Source organism: Pseudomonas sp. GW822-FHT07A10, assembly GCF_058798795.1.
The window spans coordinates 178,845-198,636 of the sequence record NZ_JBXAKV010000004.1; the positions used below are offsets into that span (position 1 = coordinate 178,845).

Sequence of the window (19,792 nt, forward strand, 5' to 3'; positions counted from 1 at the left end):
ATTAGGCATTATCCGGCAAGGAAGGAGGGTGGGCCAGATATGAAAATCCCACAGTCGCGCCGGGCACGACTGTGGGATCGGTTTAGCGCAGGACCTTACTTGATGCGCTGACCTGGCTTGGCGCCACTGTCGGGGCTCAGCAGGTAGATTTCTTCGCCACCAGGGCCGGCCGCCATCACCATGCCTTCGGAGATCCCGAATTTCATTTTGCGCGGCTTGAGGTTGGCAATCATCATGGTCAGGCGACCTTCAAGCTTGGCCGGGTCCGGGTAGGCACTCTTGATTCCGGAGAGCACGTTGCGTTGCTCGTCACCGATGTCCAGGGTCAGGCGCAGCAGTTTGTCGGCCCCTTCGACGGCTTCGGCCTTGAGGATCAGGGCGACGCGCAGGTCGACCGCGGCAAAGGTATCGAACTCGATCTCCGGCGACAGCGGATCCTTGGCCAGTTCGCCGTTGCCTTGAGGCGCGGCAGCTTCGCCGGTGTCGGTCTGGCTGGCGGTCAGGTCTTCTTTCGAGGCGTCGGTCATGGCTTGCACTTTTACCGGGTCGATGCGGGTCATCAACGGTTTGAACTCGTTCAGCTGATGGTTGCTGAGCAAGGTGGCGTGGTCGTTCCAGGTCAGCGGTGCGACGTTGAGGAACGCCTCGGCATCGGCGGCCAGCAGCGGCAGCACCGGCTTGAGGAAAATCACCAGTTGGCGGAACAGGTTGATGCCCAGGGCGCAGATGGCCTGGACTTCATCCTGCTTGCCTTCCTGTTTGTTCAGCGACCACGGTGCCTTGTCGGCGATCCAGGCGTTGGCACGGTCGGCCAGACCCATGATTTCACGCATGGCCCGGGCGAAGTCACGCGCCTCGTAGGCTTCTGCGATGCTCGGTGCTGCGGCCAGGAACGCTTCGGTCAGCTCCGGCGCGGCGTTGCCGGCCACCAGCACGCCAGCGTTGCCTTTGTTGATGAAACCGGCGCAACGGCTGGCGATGTTGACGACTTTGCCGACCAGGTCCGAGTTGACCTTCTGCACGAAGTCTTCGAGGTTCAGGTCCAGGTCATCGACGCCACGGCTCAGCTTGGCCGCGTAGTAGTAGCGCAGGTATTCCGGCGACAGGTGATCCAGATAGGTCCGGGCCTTGATGAAGGTGCCGCGGGACTTGGACATCTTCTGACCGTTGACGGTCAGGTAGCCGTGCACATTGATGCCGGTCGGTTTACGGAAACCGGCGCCTTCGAGCATCGCTGGCCAGAACAGGGCGTGGAAGTTGACGATGTCCTTGCCGATGAAGTGGTACAGCTCGGCGGTGGAGTCCTTGCCCCAGAACGCGTCGAAATCAAGTGCAGGCGTACGGTTGCACAGGTTCTTGAAGCTGGCCATGTAGCCGATCGGCGCGTCCAGCCACACGTAGAAGTACTTGCCCGGCTCATCAGGAATTTCGAAGCCGAAGTACGGCGCATCGCGGGAGATGTCCCACTGCTGCAGGCCCGCGTCCAGCCATTCGGCGATCTTGTTGGCCACGGCATCTTGCAAGGTGCCGCTGCGGGTCCAGGCTTGCAGCATTTCCTGGAAGTCCGGCAGCTTGAAGAAGAAGTGCTGGGAATCCTTGAGCACCGGCGTGGCGCCGGAGATTGCCGACTTCGGATCTTTGAGGTCGGTCGGCGCGTAGGTTGCACCGCATTTTTCGCAGTTGTCGCCGTACTGGTCTTCGGTGCCGCATTTCGGGCAGGTGCCCTTGATGAAGCGGTCGGCCAGGAACATTTTCTTTTCCGGGTCGAAGTACTGCGTGATCGACCGCGTGGCGATGTGCCCGGCGTCGCGCAGCTTCAGGTAGATCTGGCTCGACAGCTCACGGTTTTCTTCGGCGTGAGTGGAGTGGAAGTTGTCGAAGTCCACCAGGAACTCGGCAAAGTCGGCGCTGTGTTCAGCCTGGACGTTGGCGATCAGTTGTTCCGGGGTGATGCCTTCCTTTTCTGCGCGCAGCATGATGGCCGAACCGTGGGCGTCGTCGGCGCAGACATAAATGCATTGGTTACCGCGATGCTTCTGGAAGCGCACCCACATATCGGTCTGGATGTATTCCAGCATATGGCCGAGGTGGATCGAACCATTGGCATAGGGCAGGGCGCTGGTGACGAGGATCTTGCGTGGCTCGGACATGGGGCTCGGCTACTTGATGAAACGGAGGTCGGCCACTATAAAGCGCCGGCGCATATTTTTCACCCCCACGGCCAGCCTCCACGGACCTTTGTACCCGCCGGCCATAAGATATTTGTCATACTCTGAAAGCATCCCGTCCAGGCGATAGAACGGTTAGGATACCCGCCTGATTTTCCAGTCTTGCTATCGGAGTTGCCCATGAGCGCCGTCAATCGCGCAGCGGTGGAAGCCGTCCTTCGCCAATACACCGACCCTTATCTGAACCAGGACCCGGTCAGCGCCGGGTGCGTGCGCAGCATCGATATCCAGGGCGATCGCGTCAGCGTCCAGCTGGAGCTGGGTTACGCCGCCGGTCTGTTCAAGAGTGGCTGGGCGCAGTTGTTGCAGCTGGCCATCGAGGGCCTGGACGGCGTGGTCACTGCCCGCGTCGAGATCACCAGCGTGATTGCCGCGCACAAGGCCCAGGCACAGATTCCGGGGTTGGCCAACGTCAAAAACGTGGTGGCCGTGGCGTCTGGCAAGGGGGGCGTGGGCAAATCCACCACGGCCGCCAACCTGGCGCTCGCGTTGGCTCGTGAAGGTGCCAAAGTGGGGATTCTCGACGCGGACATCTACGGTCCGAGCCAGGGCATCATGTTCGGCATCCCTGAAGGCACCCGTCCTCAGGTCAAGGATCAGAAATGGTTCATTCCGATCGAGTCTCATGGCGTCGAAGTGATGTCCATGGCCTTCCTGACCGACGACAACACGCCGATGGTCTGGCGTGGGCCGATGGTGTCCGGCGCCTTGTTGCAACTGGTCACGCAAACGGCCTGGGGCGACCTGGATTACCTGGTCATCGACATGCCGCCAGGCACCGGCGACATCCAGTTGACCCTGGCGCAAAAAGTCCCGGTGGCCGGTGCGGTGATCGTGACCACCCCGCAGGATCTGGCATTGCTGGATGCGCGCAAGGGCGTGGAAATGTTCCGCAAGGTCAACATCCCGGTGCTGGGTGTGGTCGAAAACATGGCCGTGCACATCTGCTCCAACTGCGGGCATGCCGAGCATTTGTTCGGTGAGGGCGGCGGTGTGAAGCTGGCCAACCAGTACGGTGTCGAACTGTTGGCTTCGTTGCCGCTGTCGATGCTGATCCGCGAACAGGCCGATGGCGGCAAGCCAACGGTGATCGCCGAGCCTGACAGCCAGATTGCGATGGTTTACCAGGAACTGGCCCGTCATGTCGGCGCGCGGATCGTGTTGCAGGAAGCCGCGACGCCGGCGATGCCGAACATTACCGTCAGCGACGATTAAATCACTGAAAAGAGATCGCAGCCTCGCTTCGCTCGACAGTTCCTACAGGTGTAAGCCAATCCATGTAGGAGCTGTCGAGCGAAGCGAGGCTGCGATCTTTTGATATTGCTTTAGATACGCAACCCGCCATCCAGCTCCAGAATCCGACCGGTGTAGTAGTCATTCTCGAAAATGTAGGCCGCCGACTGGGCGATCTCTTCGGGTTTGCCCATGCGCTTGAGCGGAATCCCGGAAGTCATCTTTTCCAGCGCTTCAGGTTTCATGCTCAGGGTCATTTCAGTTTCGATGAAGCCCGGCGCAATGCCCGCTACGCGAATCCCGTAGCGCGCCAGTTCCTTGGCCCAGGTCACGGTCGCCGCAGCGACACCGGCCTTGGCGGCGGAATAGTTGGTCTGGCCGATATTGCCGGCGCGTGAGATCGACGAGATATTGATGATCGCGCCGCTGTTGTTCAGCTCGACCATTTTTGCCGCGACTTCACGGGTGCACAGGAACACGCCGGTCAGATTGACGTCGATCACCGCTTGCCATTGGGCCAGGCTCATCTTGGTCATTTCGCCATCCTTGACCTTCAGCAACAGGCCGTCACGCAAAATGCCGGCGTTGTTGATCAGGCCATGGATTGCGCCGAAATCGTCGGCCACCTGGCTGACCATGTGGGTCACTTGCTCTTCATCGGCGACGTTGCACAAGTAGGCACGGGCCTCGACACCCTTGGCCTTGCAAGCGGCGACGGCGGCGTCGAGTTTTTCCTGATTCAGGTCCACCAGGGCCAGCTTAGCGCCACGACCTGCAAGATACTCGGCCATGGAGCGGCCTAAACCCTGGCAACCGCCGGTGATAATGATTACTTTGTCAGTGAGTTGCATTCGCATAGCCCCATAGCCGATCGGAGTGTTTCTCCTTCTAGAGGGCCTCTCGATCTGAGCCTGATGTGGCCTGGCTGCACATGAGAACTGCCCCTGTGGCGTACTGGAACTTTCACCCAGACGCCTGTCCGTTTTTTCGACGGAATCTATATAAGGAGTCATAAATTGAGCGTTGTAGTGGCTAAGCATGCCCGAGAATTGCTTCTCAAGGAATACCGTGGAGTGCTCTCGACGCACTCCAAATCGATGCCCGGTTTCCCGTTTGGCTCCGTGGTTCCGTACTGTCTGGACGAACAGGGCCGGCCGCTGATCCTTATCAGCCGCATCGCTCAGCACACTCACAACTTGCTGAAGGATCCGAAATGCTCGCTGCTGGTGGGTGAACGCGAGGCCGAAGACGTGCAAGCCGTTGGTCGGCTGACCTACCTGGCTGAAGGGGAAAAACTCGAGGACACCGCAGCCATCGAAGCGGCAGCCGAGCGTTACTATCGCTATTTCCCGGATTCGCAGAACTATCACAAGGCCCACGATTTCGATTTCTGGGTGCTCAAACCGGTACGCCACCGTTACATCGGCGGCTTTGGCGCGATTCACTGGGTCGACCAACTGACCCTTGCCAACCCGTTCGCCGGCAAGGCCGAAGTGAGCATGGTCGAGCACATGAATGCCGATCACGCCAAAGCCATCGCCCACTATGTCGACCTGGCGGGCCTGCCGAAAACCGTGCCAGCGCAATTGGTCGGCATCGACAGCGAAGGCATGCACTTGCGCATCGGCCAGGGGCTCTACTGGCTGCCGTTTCAAGCGCCTTGTAATACGCCGACACAAGTCCGGGAAGCCTTGGTTTTCCTGGCTCACGCCGAACATTGGCCGAAAAATCAAGTGGCCGATGCTTGAATTCACGAAACGGCGACGTCATCTAAGGAACACTGGCAAGGCTTACTTGCGTTGAGGAACCATTTGATGCGCCCTTTTTTGTTGCTCTTTGTACTGTTTCCGGTGTTGGAGCTGTTCGTATTCGTCAAGGTCAGCGCAGCGATCGGGTTTTTCCCGGCCCTGCTGCTGATCATTCTCGGCTCGATGCTCGGCGTGTTCGTGCTGCGTATCGCCGGTCTGGCTACTGCGCTGCGCGCTCGTGAAAGCCTGAGCCGCGGCGAGTTGCCGGCCCAGACCATGCTCGAAGGCCTGATGCTGGCCCTGGCGGGTGGTCTGTTGATTCTGCCGGGCTTCGTCACCGACGTACTGGGTCTGATTATGTTGCTGCCGATCTCTCGTCGACTGCTGGCCAATAAAATGCGCCAGCGCGCCGAGGAACAAGCGATGCGCCAGCGTGCGTTTGCCGATGACCTTCAGCCGCGGGGCGGTCCTGCTCCACGTCAGCCGTTGGGCCGTGAGCCCAACGTGATCGAAGGCGAGTTCGAACACCGCGACTCCAAGTAACATGTCCATCGACACGGCACCTTTGGGTGCCGTGTTCATTTTCAGGGTATCGACGTAAAAATTTCGCTCTCGGCCCTTGAAATAGGCTCGCGCGCCCTTATGTAACGGTCACCGCAAGGTTTCTGGCAATTGCGCCAGACAGACTTCCGCGGTTCGCTCGACGAACCGCACCCGGCGCCGCCGGATTTGTTAAACCCGCCGGGACTACACCGGCCGATGAAAACCACAATTAGGAGAGATCGACAATGAAGCTTCGTCCTCTGCATGACCGCGTCGTTATCCGTCGCAGCGAAGAAGAAAAGAAAACCGCTGGCGGTATCGTCCTGCCAGGTTCGGCTGCTGAGAAGCCAAACCAGGGTGAAGTCCTAGCTGTAGGCCCAGGCAAAGTGCTGGACAACGGCGAAGTGCGTGCACTGTCCGTGAAAGTGGGTGACAAGGTGGTGTTCGGCCCGTACTCCGGCAGCAACACTGTGAAAGTCGATGGCGAAGACCTGGTGATCATGGCTGAGAACGAGATTCTCGCTGTTGTCGAAGGCTGATTCCCCGCTCATTTTCCCGCTACTACAAAGTATTTAAGGAATATCGATCATGGCTGCTAAAGAAGTTAAATTCGGCGACTCCGCCCGCAAGAAAATGCTCACCGGTGTCAACGTTCTGGCTGACGCAGTAAAAGCGACCCTGGGCCCGAAAGGCCGTAACGTGATCATCGAGAAGAGCTTCGGCGCTCCGACCATCACCAAGGACGGCGTTTCCGTAGCCAAAGAAATCGAACTCGAAGACCGCTTCGAAAACATGGGCGCGCAGCTGGTCAAAGACGTTGCCTCCCGTGCCAACGATGACGCAGGCGACGGCACCACCACCGCTACCGTTCTGGCTCAGTCGATCGTCAACGAAGGCCTGAAAGCCGTCGCTGCCGGCATGAACCCGATGGACCTGAAGCGCGGTATCGACAAAGCGACCATCGCGATCGTCAAAGAGCTGAAGAACCTGTCCAAGCCTTGCGCTGACACCAAGGCAATCGCTCAGGTAGGTACCATCTCGGCCAACTCCGACAACTCCATCGGCGACATCATTGCCGAAGCCATGGAAAAAGTCGGTAAAGAAGGCGTGATCACCGTTGAAGAAGGCTCGGGCCTGGAAAACGAACTGTCGGTTGTTGAAGGCATGCAGTTCGACCGTGGCTACCTGTCCCCGTACTTCGTCAACAAGCCAGAGACCATGACTGCCGAGCTGGACGGTCCGCTGATCCTGCTGGTCGACAAAAAGATCTCGAACATCCGCGAAATGCTGCCAGTACTGGAAGCCGTTGCCAAAGCCGGCCGTCCACTGCTGATCGTGGCCGAAGACGTTGAAGGCGAAGCCTTGGCGACTCTGGTTGTGAACAACATGCGTGGCATCGTTAAAGTCGCAGCCGTCAAGGCTCCAGGCTTCGGCGACCGTCGCAAGGCCATGCTGCAGGACATCGCTGTTCTGACCGGCGGTACCGTGATCTCCGAAGAGATCGGTCTGAGCCTGGAAAGCACTACCCTGGAACACCTGGGTAATGCCAAGCGCGTGATCCTGTCCAAAGAAAACACCACCGTGATCGACGGCGCCGGCGTTGAGGCTGATATCCAGGCTCGCGTGACCCAGATCCGTCAGCAAGTGGCCGACACTTCGTCCGACTACGACCGTGAAAAACTGCAAGAGCGCCTGGCCAAACTGTCCGGCGGCGTTGCAGTGATCAAGGTTGGTGCTGGTTCCGAAGTTGAAATGAAAGAGAAGAAAGCCCGCGTTGAAGACGCCCTGCACGCTACCCGTGCAGCCGTTGAAGAAGGCGTGGTACCTGGCGGCGGCGTGGCACTGATCCGTGCCCTGCAAGCCATCAGCGAACTGAAAGGCGACAACGCCGATCAGGACGTTGGTATCGCTGTTCTGCGTCGTGCGGTCGAAGCGCCACTGCGTCAGATCGTTGCCAACTCCGGCGACGAGCCAAGCGTGGTTGTCGACAAGGTCAAGCAAGGTGCGGGTAACTTCGGTTACAACGCTGCCACCAGCGAATACGGCGACATGATCGAAATGGGCATCCTGGACCCAACCAAGGTGACCCGTTCGGCTCTGCAAGCTGCATCCTCGATTGGCGGTCTGATCCTGACCACCGAGGCCGCTGTTGCCGAAGCACCGAAGAAAGAAGGCGCAGCTGGCGGCGGTATGCCAGACATGGGCGGTATGGGTGGCATGGGCGGCATGATGTAAGCCAGCCTTACCCCTATAAAAAAGCCCCGCCTGCGTTGAGCAGGCGGGGCTTTTTATTGCCTTCATTTTGGTAGGTCCGCAGATCGCGTCGCGGTCATCCATCGCGGGCAAGCCACGATCCCACAGTGGATTGCGTAAACCTGTGGGAGCGGGGCTTGCCCGCGATGGCGTCGGTTCAGGCGCTGACCGGTTTTGCCTCGTTCGCCTGTTCAGTCTTGGAGGCCGGCCGGTACAGGATGTAGTAGTACGCCCCCAGGCAAAACAGCCAGCAGAAAATCGCCGTCCACACGTTGTGCGAGAAGAAGTGCGCGCCCTGCATCATCCGGCCGATGGAAAACACCGAGCCCAACGTGAAAGCGAAGATAAACGCATAGCGTGCCAGTCGTGGGCGTCGGTCACGCAACACAAAGAACAACGCAAACAGGGTGAAACCGGTTGCCGCATGACCACCGGGCCAGCAACGGCCTGGCTTGTCGGTATGCGGGCGAGGGCTCAGCAGTTCGCTGTAGGTTTCGTGCCCGCCAAATTGTTCCAGGCTCCATGGGCATTGCACCGCCGTTGCCGCTTTGAGCGGAGTGACAAAGGAGGTTGCCAACGCCAGAGATAACACCAGGCAACCCATTTCACGTTTGAACGGTTTGAGCCTTTCAATGAAAAAGGAGCCGACAAAGCCCAGGATTGAGAACACCGAAAAGGCAATGACCACTTGCTTGGCCCGGTCATGCAGGATGTCTTCCAGGAAATAACTGTGGCGCCCGATGAATGCACCGGCGACCGGATCATAGAACAGCTTGGCAAGGTCCATGTCCAGGGACGTCAACTCGAGCAGCATCAGGGTGATCGCCGCAATGGCGGGCACTCCCAGGCACAGCCAGAAGTTGAGCGGGCGGGAGGTGGGACGGACAGCAGTTGATGACATGGTGGATCCTGATGAATGGAAAAACCCCGGGGCATCAGCCCGGGGCCATTCGATTAACGTTCGCTGACTTGGCGGGTGCCCTCCGTGGGCGCTTTCCAGCCGAGCAGCTGTTGCTTGAAGCCATGACTGGCAGTTTGGTAATAAGTAATTGCGCGGGTGATCAACGGATCAACGGTGGTGGCCCGTGATTCGCGACTGTCGGTCAGTGCATCGTCGTGGCGACGCAGACCCTCACGCGGGCTCAGGATCGCTAAATCCTTACCGTCGAACAAGCCCAGATGTTGATAGTTGCCAACCACCACTCGCGGTGGCAGTGGATTGTCCTGCAACAGGTTGCGACCGAAGAACGTCGACTGGTAATCCAGGTTCAGCAGCCCGAGCAACGTTGGCGCAAGGTCGATCTGACTGGCCAGCTGTGCGGTTTCCCGAGCGTCGATCAGCTTCGGTGCATAGATGAACAGCGGAATCTGATAGTTGCTGATCGGCAAATCTTCTTTGCCAGCGCTGCCAGCCGTGTGATCGGCAACGAAGACGAAGATTGTATTATCGAACCAGGGTTTTTTGCGCGCCTGATCGAGGAACTGACCAATGGCGAAGTCGGTGTACTTCACTGCACCGTCGCGTCCGTTACCGGATTTGATATCGATCCGGTTATCCGGGTAGGTGTAGGGGCGATGGTTGGAGGTGGTCATCAGTTGCAGTAGAAACGGCTGTTGCCTGGCGTAGTCGGCGTCGGCCAGTTTCAGGGTCTGGTTGTAAAGGTCTTCGTCAGCCATTCCCCAGGCGTTCTTGAAGTGAATCTCTGATTCATCGACGCTGCTCTGGTCGACAACGCGATAGCCGTTGCCGCTGAAGAACGCGTTCATGTTGTCGAAGTAACCGCGCCCGCCATACACGAATACGCTGTCGTAACCCACGGCGCTGAGTTGCTGGCCGAGGCTGGCGAAACCGCTTTCACGACCCACGCGCTTGACGATCGAGCGCCCCGGCGTCGGTGGAATGGCCAGGGTGATTGCCTCCAGACCGCGATCAGTGCGGGTGCCGGTGGCGTAGAAATTATTGAAGTACAGGCTTTGTTTGCGCAAGGCATCGAGGTTTGGTGTCAGGTTGCGGTCGTCGCCATTGCTGCCCATGTACTTGGCGCTGAAGCTTTCGATGGTGACCAGCACGATGTTGGGTTTTCGTTCGGTGCCGGGATTATCGATCATCCGGCGGATGTCCTGTGGATCCTCGCCGATGAAGCGAGCATTGGGCTCGGTCAGTTCAGCGCGAATCTGTTGCGCGACGACGGAGGTCGGCAGGGTGCTGTAGAACTGCGGGTAATCCAGTTCGTTATTGCGAAAGGCGGCGAAGAACTGGTACGGGCCATTGCTCGCCAGTTCGTTCTGATAGGCATTGCCGCCCTGAGCGCGCGGCGCATCCTGGCTGAGCAGTTGCGCGCTCAGGCCCGCGACGATCAGCAGGCCGAGTGCATTGAGCAGACGTCCGCGCATGGCAGGCAATGGTGCGTCCAGCGCAGCGTTGAAGGATTTACGCAGCGCAAAGCTCAGGACCACGGCCAGCACCGCGAGCAGGCCCAGCAGCTTGCCGATCGGGTATGACTCCAGCAGGTTATTCAGCACTTCGTCGGAGTACACCAGGTAATCGACGGCGATGAAGTTAAAACGCACACCGAACTCATCCCAGAACAGCCATTCGGCCACGGACGTGAACAGCATGGCAAACAGGCTGACGGTCAGCAGTCCCTGAAGAAACCAGCGATGGCCACGGCGGCGCCACAAGGCCGGCGGACATAGCAGCAGATAGAGGCCCATGGGCAGCGCCGCGTAGGCAATGAACCCCAGGTCATAAAGCAGGCCAATGCCAAACACTGACAGGAATCCGCTGCCGGCCTCATCCAGGTGAGTGAGGAGCAGGACGCTTCGGGTCAGGAGAAAAATGACCAGCCAGGAGCCGGTTATCAGTAGCAAAAAGCGCATTGGCGCCGTCTTCAAACAATCCATTATCTACATTCCCTATATAAATGGCGCGATAGCTTCTATTGAGCGCTGTAGTCAGGTTGTGAATCGATAGTGAAAAACTTGTTATCACCATTATTTGGTTGAGCGAATCGATTCTTAGACCGGCCGCCCTAGCCCTGAGCCACACTTGGCCTTAAGCTGCGCGCCAAGACGGCCGTTACTGTATACGGAGAAGGTGCCGATGCGAATTCTATTGGTTGAAGACAACCGCGATATCCTGGCCAACCTGGCCGATTATCTGGGGCTTAAAGGTTACACCGTGGATTGCGCGCAGGACGGTTTATCGGGCCTGCACCTGGCGGCCACCGAGCATTATGACCTGATCGTACTCGATATCATGCTGCCCGGCATCGATGGCTACACCCTGTGCAAACGCCTGCGCGAAGACGCCCGCCGTGATACGCCGGTGATCATGCTCACCGCGCGCGATCAATTGGATGACCGCCTGCAAGGCTTCAAGTCCGGCGCTGATGATTACCTGATCAAACCCTTTGCCCTGTCCGAACTGGCGGCGCGCATCGAGGCGGTCATGCGCCGTGCCCAAGGTGGCGGTCGCCGTGCCTTGCAGGTTGGCGATCTGAGCTACGACCTCGATACCCTGGAGGTGACGCGCGAAGGCCGCCTGCTGAAACTCAACCCGGTGGGCCTGAAGTTGCTGGCGGTGTTGATGCAGAAAAGCCCGCACGTGCTGCGCCGGGAAATTCTCGAAGAGGCCCTGTGGGGCGACGACTGCCCGGACAGCGACAGCCTGCGCAGCCACGTCCATCAATTGCGCCAGGTGATCGACAAGCCGTTCGCCAAACCCTTGCTGCACACGGTGCACGGCGTCGGTTATCGCTTGGCCGAGGGCCGTGATGGAGTTTAAGCAGAGCCTTTCGCAACGGATCATCATTGCCTTTGCGTTGATGAGCGCATTGGTCGCGGGAGCCTTCGCGATAGGCATCATCGCGACCGTGCACCTGGTGGAAGAGAAACTGATTTCGTCAGGTCTGGGTGGCGATTTGCAACGCCTGTTGCTGATGGACAGCGTGACGGACTGGAGCCACCGCCCCGAGCCGGACCAACTGTTCTATTTCAGCGGCGGGCCGGGCGATTTTGAGTTGCCCAAGGATTTGCGGCATCTGGACTCAGGTTTTCATGAAGTATTTCGCGACCATCTGTCGTATCACGCAATGGTCGAAATCGTCGACGGACGGCGTTATGTGCTGCTGCAGGACCAGAGCGATTTCGAAGAGCGTGAACGGGTGCTGTTTGCCGTAGTGCTGGTAGGTTTCGTGCTGAGCCTGGCGCTGGCGGTATTTCTGGGCTGGGTGCTGGCGCGCAAGGTGATGGCGCCGGTGGTGCGACTGGCCCGTCAGGTGCGCCACCGCGATCAGTTGTTGGGCCTGGCGCCGCCACTGGCACCGGATTATGCCGCCGATGAAGTGGGCGAATTGGCCGTGGCTTTCGACGCCACCCTCGGGCGCTTGCGTCAGGCGTTGACCCGTGAGCGATTGTTCACCAGTGACGTCAGCCACGAACTGCGCACGCCATTGATGGTGTTGGCCAGTTCCTGTGAATTGTTGCTGGAAAACCCCTGCATCGATCAGCGCGGGCGTGCCCAGGTTGAGCGGATCGCCCGCGCTTGCGCAGAGATGCGCGAGTTGGTGCAGACCTTCCTCATGCTGGCCCGCGCTCAGCATGAAGACGCCAGCATGGGCCCCCAGCAGAGCCTCAGTCAGGTGGCCGACGGGCTGCTTTCCCAATGGCGCGAACCGATCGAAGCCAAGGGCCTGACGTTGAACGTCGAGTTGGGTAACCCGCCGGACACTCGCTATAACGCGACGCTTCTGCACGCGGTGATGGGCAACCTGTTGCGCAATGCGCTGCATTACACCGAGCATGGGTTTATCCGCTTGACCCTGACGGATACAGGGTTCGTGGTCGAGGACAGTGGTGTAGGCATTCCCGAAGAAAAACGCGAGGCGATGTTCGAGCCTTTCGTGCGCGGCAGCGAAAAGCGTGGCGAGGGCTTGGGGCTGGGACTGTCGCTGGTGCAGCGGATCTGCGAGAACCAGGGCTGGAGTGTCAGCCTGACGAATATGGAACCCAATGGCTGCCGTTTTCAGGTGGAGTTGGGGCCGTCCCGAGTCTGATTGGGTCGTCAGGTAAAACCCTGAAATGATTTCGGGTTTTACCTGACGAAATTTTCACCAAGGCATGACCTGACGCTGACACCCCGCAACTTAAGGTGGTTGTTATCAGAAGCTCAGGAGATTGCAGTCATGGCTGGCCCGATAAAGCTCGGCTTCTCCGAAAAATACGACGATCAACCCGCACAGCAAAATGTGCGCAAGCACCAGGTGGGGCTCGGTCGCCGGCTGTCCCAATGGCGTGATGAACACCTGGCGCGAAAGGCCCTGGCGTTGGCCGGTGAACCTGGCCTGGTCCTCGATTTGCCCTGCGGTGCCGGGCGTTTCTGGCCGTTGCTCGCGGAAAAGCACAACCGTGTAATCATCGGGGCCGACAACTCGGTGTCCATGCTCAAGACTGCCATGCGCACGCAACCCGCCGACGTGGTCAAAAGGGTACAACCCTTGCACACGTCTGCATTCGACATTGCCTTGCCCGATAACGCGGTCGACAGCATTTTCTGTATGCGTCTGCTCCATCACATCGGTGAAGCCGAGCAACGACTGACCATCCTGCGCGAATTCGAGCGTGTCACCCGCGACAGCGTGATCGTTTCGTTATGGGTCGACGGCAATTTCAAGGCTTGGAAACGCAAGCGCGCCGAGAGGCAGCGTGGGCAGGAAGGTTACCAGACTCGATTTGTGTTACCGGCTGCTACGATTGAAAAGGAGTTCGAGCAGGCGGGTTTCCATATTCAGGGGCAAATGGATTTTTTACCGCTCTATGCCATGTGGCGGGTCTATGTATTACGCAAGAGGTAACAGAATGACAGGGCACTTTGCAGCTGCGCCCCATGACCTGAAGCAAGGGCGTCGCCACTCGTCGTTCAGCGATACAGACTGGAAAAAACTCGTCTACTTTTATAACAAGGCGTTTGGCAGCGCTATCAAAGGCTTATCGCAATGAAACTCGAAATTGCACGAGGTTTGTTTTTAGCCGGAGCCTTGGCAGTTGCTTCTTTGGCGGTGGCTGCCTGGGAGCAGCCCCGCACGCAGGTCCTCAGTTCCGTGCACGGCGACGCACATTGTCCGTTGCCCCGGGTAGCCAAAGCACCCGTGGCCACTCAACCCGATCATGACTTGTTACTGTTCATGTTCGGACTCTCTCAGGGACTGAGGCCACAGAGTTGAACAGATTGAAGCCCAAATAAAAGGCCTCGCAGTTGCGAGGCCTTTTGCTTTTTGACGTTAAGGTTTATCGGGTTTGGCCAGCAATGTGTAAATACACGGCAGCACAAACAAGGTGAACAGCGTCCCGATCGACATCCCCGTTGCGATCACCGTGCCGATGTCGAACCGGCTGACGGCTCCCGCGCCTGTGGCGATGATCAACGGCACCATGCCGAACACCATTGCCGCCGTGGTCATCAATACCGGGCGCAGGCGAATGGCCGCCGCTTCCTCCACCGCTTCGCGAGGTGTCAGGCCTTTCTCCTTGCGTAACTGGTTGGCGAACTCGACGATCAGGATCCCGTGCTTGCTGATCAGTCCGATCAACGTCACCAGCCCCACCTGGGTATAGATGTTCATGCTCGACCAGCCGAGGAACAACGGGATCAATGCGCCACAGATCGACAGCGGCACAGTCACCAGAATCACCAGCGGATCGCGGAAGCTTTCGAACTGGGCCGCAAGCACCAGGAAGATGATCGCCAAGGCCAGGGCGAAGGTGACCCACAGCGCGCTGCCTTCCTGAACGTATTGCCGTGAGACACCGGCATAGTCAACGGCGTAACCCGTCGGTGCCTCTTCCCGGGCGATCTGGCGCACGGTGTCGATGGCTTCACCCATGCTGACCAGCGGGACCCCGGAAAGAATCGCCGAGTTGAGTTGCTGGAACTGGTTCAACTGACGCGGCCGCGCGCGGTCAGTCACGGTGATCAGGGTCGACAGGGGCAGCAGTTCGCCCTTGGTGTTCCTGACGTAATAATGGTTCAGCCAGTCAGGGTTATCGCGGTAGGGCCGTTCCACCTGAGCGATGACCTTGTAGCTGCGACCTTCGATGGTGAACCGGTTGATCTCCGCCTCGCCCAGCATCGTCGCCAGCGTCCCGCCCAGGTCCTGCATGGACACACCCATCTGCGCAGCCTTGGCGCGATCGATATCCACCACGACTTCGGGCTTGTCGAAGGCCAGGTCGACGTCGACAAAAGCAAACTTGCCGGATTCCATCGCTCTTTTTTTCACCCGGTCCATCACCTGCAACAGCGCCTCGTAGCTGTTAGCCGAGTTGATCACGAATTGAAACGGCAAGCCCTCGCCGGTGCCTGGCAGGGACGGCAGGTTGAAGCCGAATATTTGCAGCCCGGGAATGCTTTCCAGTTTGCTCTGGACCAGCGGCAGGATCTGCATCTGGGTCCGGTGGCGTTCATTCCAGGGTTTGAGCAGGAAGCCGCCGATTCCCGATTGCACGCCGTTGAAGCCGTTGATCTGGAACGAGGAGTAGTACTCGGGAAACTCCTTGAAAATGGCGACGAACTCGTCGGTGTAGGCGTTCATGTAGTCGAGGTTGGCTGGTTGCGGGGCGTTGGCCATCATGAATATCACGCCCTGGTCTTCGTCCGGCGCCAGTTCCGACTTGGTGAACTTGAGCAGTACCGGGATCAGGCACAGCACGATCACCGCGAACACCAGCACTACCGGCCGGGTGTTGAGAGTGCCGTGAAGCACGCGCTGGTAGCGGCGCTTGAGACCTTCGAAGATCACGTCCAGGCGATGGGCCAGGCCGCTGGGGTTTTCATCGTGGCGCAGCAGCATGGCGCACATCATCGGCGACAGCGTCAGGGCGACGACACCGGAAATCACCACCGCCCCGGCCAGGGTCAGGGCGAACTCCTTGAACAACGCCCCCGTCAGGCCGGTCAGGAAGCCGATCGGCGCATAGACCGCCGCCAGGGTGATGGTCATCGACACCACCGGCATGGCGATCTCCCGTGCGCCCTCAATCGCGGCATCCAACGGTGTCTTGCCTTCTTCGATGTGCCGGTGGATGTTTTCCACCACCACGATGGCGTCGTCCACCACCAGCCCAATGGCCAAGACCATCGCCAGCAAGGTCAGCAGGTTGATCGAGTAGCCCATCATCTGCATGAAGAACATCACGCCGATCATCGACAGCGGAATGGTCACCACCGGGATCACCACCGAACGCAGGGCGCCGAGGAACAGGAACACCACCACGATCACGATCAGCACCGCTTCGAACAGGGTTTTCAACACTTCGTCGATGGAGGCCTGGATGAACAGCGTGGCGTCGTAGGCGATTTCGCCCTTGAGGTTTGGCGGCAGCTGGGCTTCCAGGTCCGGCATGATCTTGCGCACTTCCTTGATCACGTCCAGCGGGTTGGCGCCGGGTGTGGCCTTGATGCCGATGTACACCGAGGGTGTGCCGCCGAAGGAGCTGATGGTGTTGTAGTTCTCCGCGCCCATCTCGACCCGCGCCACGTCTCGCAACAGCACACGACTGTCACCGTCGACCTTGAGCGGAATTGCGCCAAAGGCCTCGGCGGACTTGAGTTCGGTGTTGGCGTTGATGCTGGTGACCACGTACTCGCCTTTCACTTCGCCGGCGGCGGAGAGGAAGTTGTACTGGCGCACGGCGTTGGTCACATCGCTGGCGCTCAGGCCGAAACCGGCGAGCTTCACCGGGTCCAGCCACAGGCGCATGGCGAACACCTGGTTGCCGAGAATCTCGGCTTCGGCCATGCCCGGCAGGGTGGCCAGTTTCGGCTGGATAACCCGGGACAGGTAGTCGGTGATCTGCGGGTTACTCAGCTCGTTGCTGAAGAAACTGATGTACATCAGCGCCGAGGCGCCGGTGGCTTCCTTGCTCAGCACCGGGTCTTCGGCGTCCTGGGGCAGCTGGTTCTTGACCTCGTTGGCCTTGGCCAGCAGTTCGGTGAACAGGCGGTCGGTGTTGGAACCGATGCGCGCGTAGATCGAGATCACCGAGAAGTTCTGGCGACTGACCGAGGTCATGTAGTCGATGCCCTCGGCGCTGGCCAAGCTATGCTGCATCGGTTGGGTGATATAGCCCTGGATGGTCTCGGCGTTGGCTCCGGGATAAGCGGTGGTCACCGTGATCAGGGCGTTTTCCATTTGTGGGTATTGGCGCAGCGGTAACTTGCTCCAGGCCTGGAAGCCCAGCAGCACTATCAACAGGCTGACCACGGTGGCGAGCACCGGGCGGCGGATGAACGGATCGGTAAAAGCCATGGGGATTCCTTGATCAGTCAGCGCGCGGCTGACTGTTCTTCTCAGCCAGGGTCTTGTCGTCGCTGATGGCAACGTGCACGCCGTGGTCCAGTTTGAGCTGACCAGCCGTGACCACTTTTTCGCCGTTCTGCACGCCTTTGGTGATCATGACCATCCCGTCGCGGCGCTCGCCGGTTTCGACGAAGCGTCGTTCGGCGATCAGAACCGGTTCGCCCTTGTCGTCTTTTTCGAGGCTGCCATCTTCGGCCTTTTTCTGCGCGACGACATACAGCGAGTTGCCATAAAGGGTGTAGCTGATCGCGCTTTCCGGCACCACGATGTGCAGCTGCGGGTCAGGCAATAACACCTGCAGGCTGGCAAACATCCCCGGCAGGAGTTTGCCATCGGGGTTGGCCAGGGTCGCGCGCACCAGCACGTTGCGGGTGCTGCTTTCTACCTTCGGGTTGATGGCGCTGACGGTGCCGGGGAAAGTCTCCGTCGGGTAGGCCGAGACAATGACCTGTACCGATTGGCCGAGGATGATCTTCGGCACGTCCTGCTCGGGTACAAAGAAGTCGACGTAGAGGCTGCTGAGGTCTTGCAGGGTGGCGATCATCGTGCCGCTGGCCACGTAGTCGCCGACGTCTACCCGTCGAATACCGATGGTCCCGCTGAACGGTGCGAGGATACGTTTTCTTTCCAGCGCCGCCTTGAGCTGATTGACCGTGGCCCGGCTCTTTTGCAGTACCGCCGAGAGTCGGTCGAACTCACCTTTGGAAATAGCCTGGCTGCCTACCAGTTGGCTGCCGCGACCGTAATCCAGTTGCGCCAGTCCCAGGTCGGCCTGGGCGGTTGCCAGCAGGGCGGTTTCCACGGCGCTGTCGAGTTGCAGCAGCGGCTGACCGACCTTGACCTTCTGTCCTGACTCGAACTGAACTTCCTTGACGGTGCCGTCGACCTCCAGGCTCAGATCGACCCCTTGCAGCGCCGTAAGGGTGCCGACCGTTGGCAAACGGCTTTGCCACGGACGTTCGGTGGCGGTGGCCACGGCGACACTGATCGGTGGTTTCGGCACAGAGAAGCCCTTCATCATCGTATAGATGGAGAAGGCTTTGTAACCGGCCAGGACCAGCACGATTAGCAGGACAACACCCAACATGATCAGCATGCGGCGACGCAGCATATTTCCATTTCCTTGGAGAAAATCAGGTGAGACAGGCGGAAACATTACTCCCACTGCGAAGGGGATTCCAACTGTAGCAGCTGGCGCAGCCTGCGTTCGGCTGCGAAGCAGTCGTAATCCAGACACCGCGGTTTGTCTGATATAACTCGGTGTCTGATTTCACGACTGCTGCGCAGCCGGACGCAGGCTGCGCCAGCAGCTACAGGTTGCGTGTTCAGATCAGGTGAAGGTGGTTGTCCCAGAGCCCCGCAGGCAATTCCAGAGGTTTTGCAACAAGGTTTGTCTGGCGGCAATCGTAGAACCGGCAACGGCCTTGACCCGAGGTCACGACAAACCCGTCGGCCACTGCCCCGACCCCGGCGCAATCGGGAAGCGGTGCATCCAGGCGTACTTCACCGCTGTCCAGGTCCCAGATAAAAAAGCGGTTGCCCCGCGGCGCGGTCAGGGCGACCAGGCGCAGTTCGCTGTGTACGGCAACGCTGGCGGTGTAATGCCCCATGGCCTGCAACTGATGCTCAGGCACCGGGAAGGCCACGAACGGTTGACCGGGACGCTTGATTGCCAGCAGCTCCGAAGACTCGTGTGCATCGCCCATGAACTGCTGACCGGCGACGATGGTGCCGTCACTGGCGATACCCAAGTGCCGCACGCTGTTCATCTGCTGGGCCAGTGTTTCCTTGCTCAACAGTGTGCCGTCGCGCTGCATCAGTACCAGGCTCGGCTCCATGGCATTGAGGTTCATCTCGACCCGGCTTTCGGCCTCGGTGCGAATGCCGCCGTTGGCCACCACCAGCGTCTCGCCATCGGGCATCCACGACACCTGATGCGGGCCGACGCCGTGGGTGGAAATTTCGCCGCTGTGCACCAGTCGCTCACCTTCGAACTTATACACACCAAGCAGGCCACGGCCCGGATCGGAGGTGTCGTTCTCGGTGGCGTACAACCAGTCACCGCTCTGGTGAATCACCGCGTGACCGTAGAAGTGCCGGTTCGGCTGCGACACCACGGTTTGCAGTAGCGTGCCGTCGCGCAGGTCGATCAGGTAGCTCTCGGTGCCCGGACGCCGAGCGACGAATAGCGCAATCGGCAATGTCGGGTGGTTGATGATGTCATGGCAGCGCTGACCGACCTGGGTGGCAAACACCCGGGTGCCGTCCAGTCGATAACCGACGGCATAGTGCTTGCCGTCACCGTCGTCCCGCGCCGAGAGCAGCAGCGGGCTTTTGTCCTTTTGCTTGAACAGCGTCCAGCCGCCCAGTGTCACCGCACCCAGCAGCAAACTCCCTAACGTCAGAGCCTGGCGTCGCAGCATGGCAC

The 19,792-nt window shown here is 59.4% G+C and carries 16 protein-coding genes; 9 read left to right on the forward strand and 7 right to left on the reverse strand.

Annotated features, from left to right (window positions below):
* Positions 1 to 95: 95 nt before the first annotated feature.
* Positions 96 to 2,150 carry a methionine--tRNA ligase gene (gene metG / locus AC1RL4_RS09125; protein ID WP_028939451.1) on the reverse strand — a complete coding sequence of 685 codons (2,055 nt, stop codon included), beginning with the start codon at positions 2,148 to 2,150 and terminating at the stop codon, positions 96 to 98.
* 198 nt (positions 2,151 to 2,348) lie between these two features.
* On the opposite strand from metG, the gene apbC reads away from it, so the two are divergent.
* Positions 2,349 to 3,443 (forward strand): iron-sulfur cluster carrier protein ApbC, encoded by a 1,095-nt coding sequence (apbC, locus tag AC1RL4_RS09130; protein WP_019581546.1) that lies wholly within the window; start codon positions 2,349 to 2,351, stop codon positions 3,441 to 3,443.
* Between the two features lie 110 nt (positions 3,444 to 3,553).
* Here the strand turns inward: apbC and AC1RL4_RS09135 are convergent, their stop codons facing one another.
* A complete protein-coding gene (locus AC1RL4_RS09135; protein WP_018926591.1) occupies positions 3,554 to 4,312 on the reverse strand; it encodes an SDR family oxidoreductase in 759 nt (252 codons plus the stop codon).
* Positions 4,313 to 4,477: 165 nt separating this feature from the next.
* On the opposite strand from AC1RL4_RS09135, the gene AC1RL4_RS09140 reads away from it, so the two are divergent.
* The 4 genes from AC1RL4_RS09140 to groL all read left to right on the forward strand — a co-directional run bounded on the left by AC1RL4_RS09140 (position 4,478) and on the right by groL (position 7,987).
* Positions 4,478 to 5,209, forward strand: a complete 732-nt coding sequence (locus AC1RL4_RS09140) for a HugZ family pyridoxamine 5'-phosphate oxidase (protein WP_019581545.1) — start codon at positions 4,478 to 4,480, stop codon at positions 5,207 to 5,209.
* A 66-nt stretch (positions 5,210 to 5,275) separates the two neighbouring features.
* Positions 5,276 to 5,752, forward strand: coding sequence for an FxsA family protein (locus AC1RL4_RS09145; protein ID WP_018926589.1), 477 nt, complete (start codon positions 5,276 to 5,278; stop codon positions 5,750 to 5,752).
* 245 nt (positions 5,753 to 5,997) lie between these two features.
* Positions 5,998 to 6,291 (forward strand): co-chaperone GroES, encoded by a 294-nt coding sequence (locus AC1RL4_RS09150; RefSeq protein WP_018926588.1) that lies wholly within the window; start codon positions 5,998 to 6,000, stop codon positions 6,289 to 6,291.
* A gap of 49 nt (positions 6,292 to 6,340) precedes the next feature.
* Positions 6,341 to 7,987 carry a chaperonin GroEL gene (gene groL / locus AC1RL4_RS09155; protein WP_019581544.1) on the forward strand — a complete coding sequence of 549 codons (1,647 nt, stop codon included), beginning with the start codon at positions 6,341 to 6,343 and terminating at the stop codon, positions 7,985 to 7,987.
* A 175-nt stretch (positions 7,988 to 8,162) separates the two neighbouring features.
* Here the strand turns inward: groL and AC1RL4_RS09160 are convergent, their stop codons facing one another.
* Both AC1RL4_RS09160 and AC1RL4_RS09165 read right to left on the reverse strand, forming a co-directional pair.
* On the reverse strand, positions 8,163 to 8,906 hold the full coding sequence (locus AC1RL4_RS09160) for a phosphatase PAP2 family protein (protein WP_019581543.1): 744 nt from the start codon (positions 8,904 to 8,906) through the stop codon (positions 8,163 to 8,165).
* 53 nt (positions 8,907 to 8,959) lie between these two features.
* Positions 8,960 to 10,909: an LTA synthase family protein gene (locus tag AC1RL4_RS09165; protein WP_489078597.1), complete on the reverse strand. Its 1,950-nt coding sequence runs from the start codon at positions 10,907 to 10,909 to the stop codon at positions 8,960 to 8,962.
* Between the two features lie 199 nt (positions 10,910 to 11,108).
* On the opposite strand from AC1RL4_RS09165, the gene colR reads away from it, so the two are divergent.
* The 4 genes from colR (at position 11,109) to AC1RL4_RS09185 (ending at position 14,229) form a co-directional block, all read left to right on the forward strand.
* The gene (gene colR / locus AC1RL4_RS09170) at positions 11,109 to 11,792 is read left to right on the forward strand and encodes a two-component system response regulator ColR (protein ID WP_007938890.1); all 684 of its coding nucleotides are present in this window, start codon (positions 11,109 to 11,111) and stop codon (positions 11,790 to 11,792) included.
* Positions 11,782 to 13,062, forward strand: coding sequence for a sensor histidine kinase (locus AC1RL4_RS09175; protein ID WP_489078598.1), 1,281 nt, complete (start codon positions 11,782 to 11,784; stop codon positions 13,060 to 13,062). Before colR ends, AC1RL4_RS09175 begins: the two co-directional genes overlap by 11 nt.
* A gap of 129 nt (positions 13,063 to 13,191) precedes the next feature.
* On the forward strand, positions 13,192 to 13,860 hold the full coding sequence (locus tag AC1RL4_RS09180; RefSeq protein WP_019581540.1) for a class I SAM-dependent methyltransferase: 669 nt from the start codon (positions 13,192 to 13,194) through the stop codon (positions 13,858 to 13,860).
* A 141-nt stretch (positions 13,861 to 14,001) separates the two neighbouring features.
* Positions 14,002 to 14,229: a hypothetical protein gene (locus tag AC1RL4_RS09185; protein ID WP_026331876.1), complete on the forward strand. Its 228-nt coding sequence runs from the start codon at positions 14,002 to 14,004 to the stop codon at positions 14,227 to 14,229.
* A 57-nt stretch (positions 14,230 to 14,286) separates the two neighbouring features.
* Here the strand turns inward: AC1RL4_RS09185 and AC1RL4_RS09190 are convergent, their stop codons facing one another.
* From AC1RL4_RS09190 to AC1RL4_RS09200, 3 genes are all read right to left on the reverse strand, one after another.
* Positions 14,287 to 17,313 carry a multidrug efflux RND transporter permease subunit gene (locus tag AC1RL4_RS09190; protein WP_018926581.1) on the reverse strand — a complete coding sequence of 1,009 codons (3,027 nt, stop codon included), beginning with the start codon at positions 17,311 to 17,313 and terminating at the stop codon, positions 14,287 to 14,289.
* 13 nt (positions 17,314 to 17,326) lie between these two features.
* Entirely contained in the window at positions 17,327 to 18,475 is a 1,149-nt protein-coding gene (locus AC1RL4_RS09195) for an efflux RND transporter periplasmic adaptor subunit (protein WP_204124676.1), read from the reverse strand.
* 214 nt (positions 18,476 to 18,689) lie between these two features.
* Positions 18,690 to 19,787 (reverse strand): DUF1513 domain-containing protein, encoded by a 1,098-nt coding sequence (locus tag AC1RL4_RS09200; RefSeq protein ID WP_018926579.1) that lies wholly within the window; start codon positions 19,785 to 19,787, stop codon positions 18,690 to 18,692.
* Positions 19,788 to 19,792: the final 5 nt, after the last annotated feature.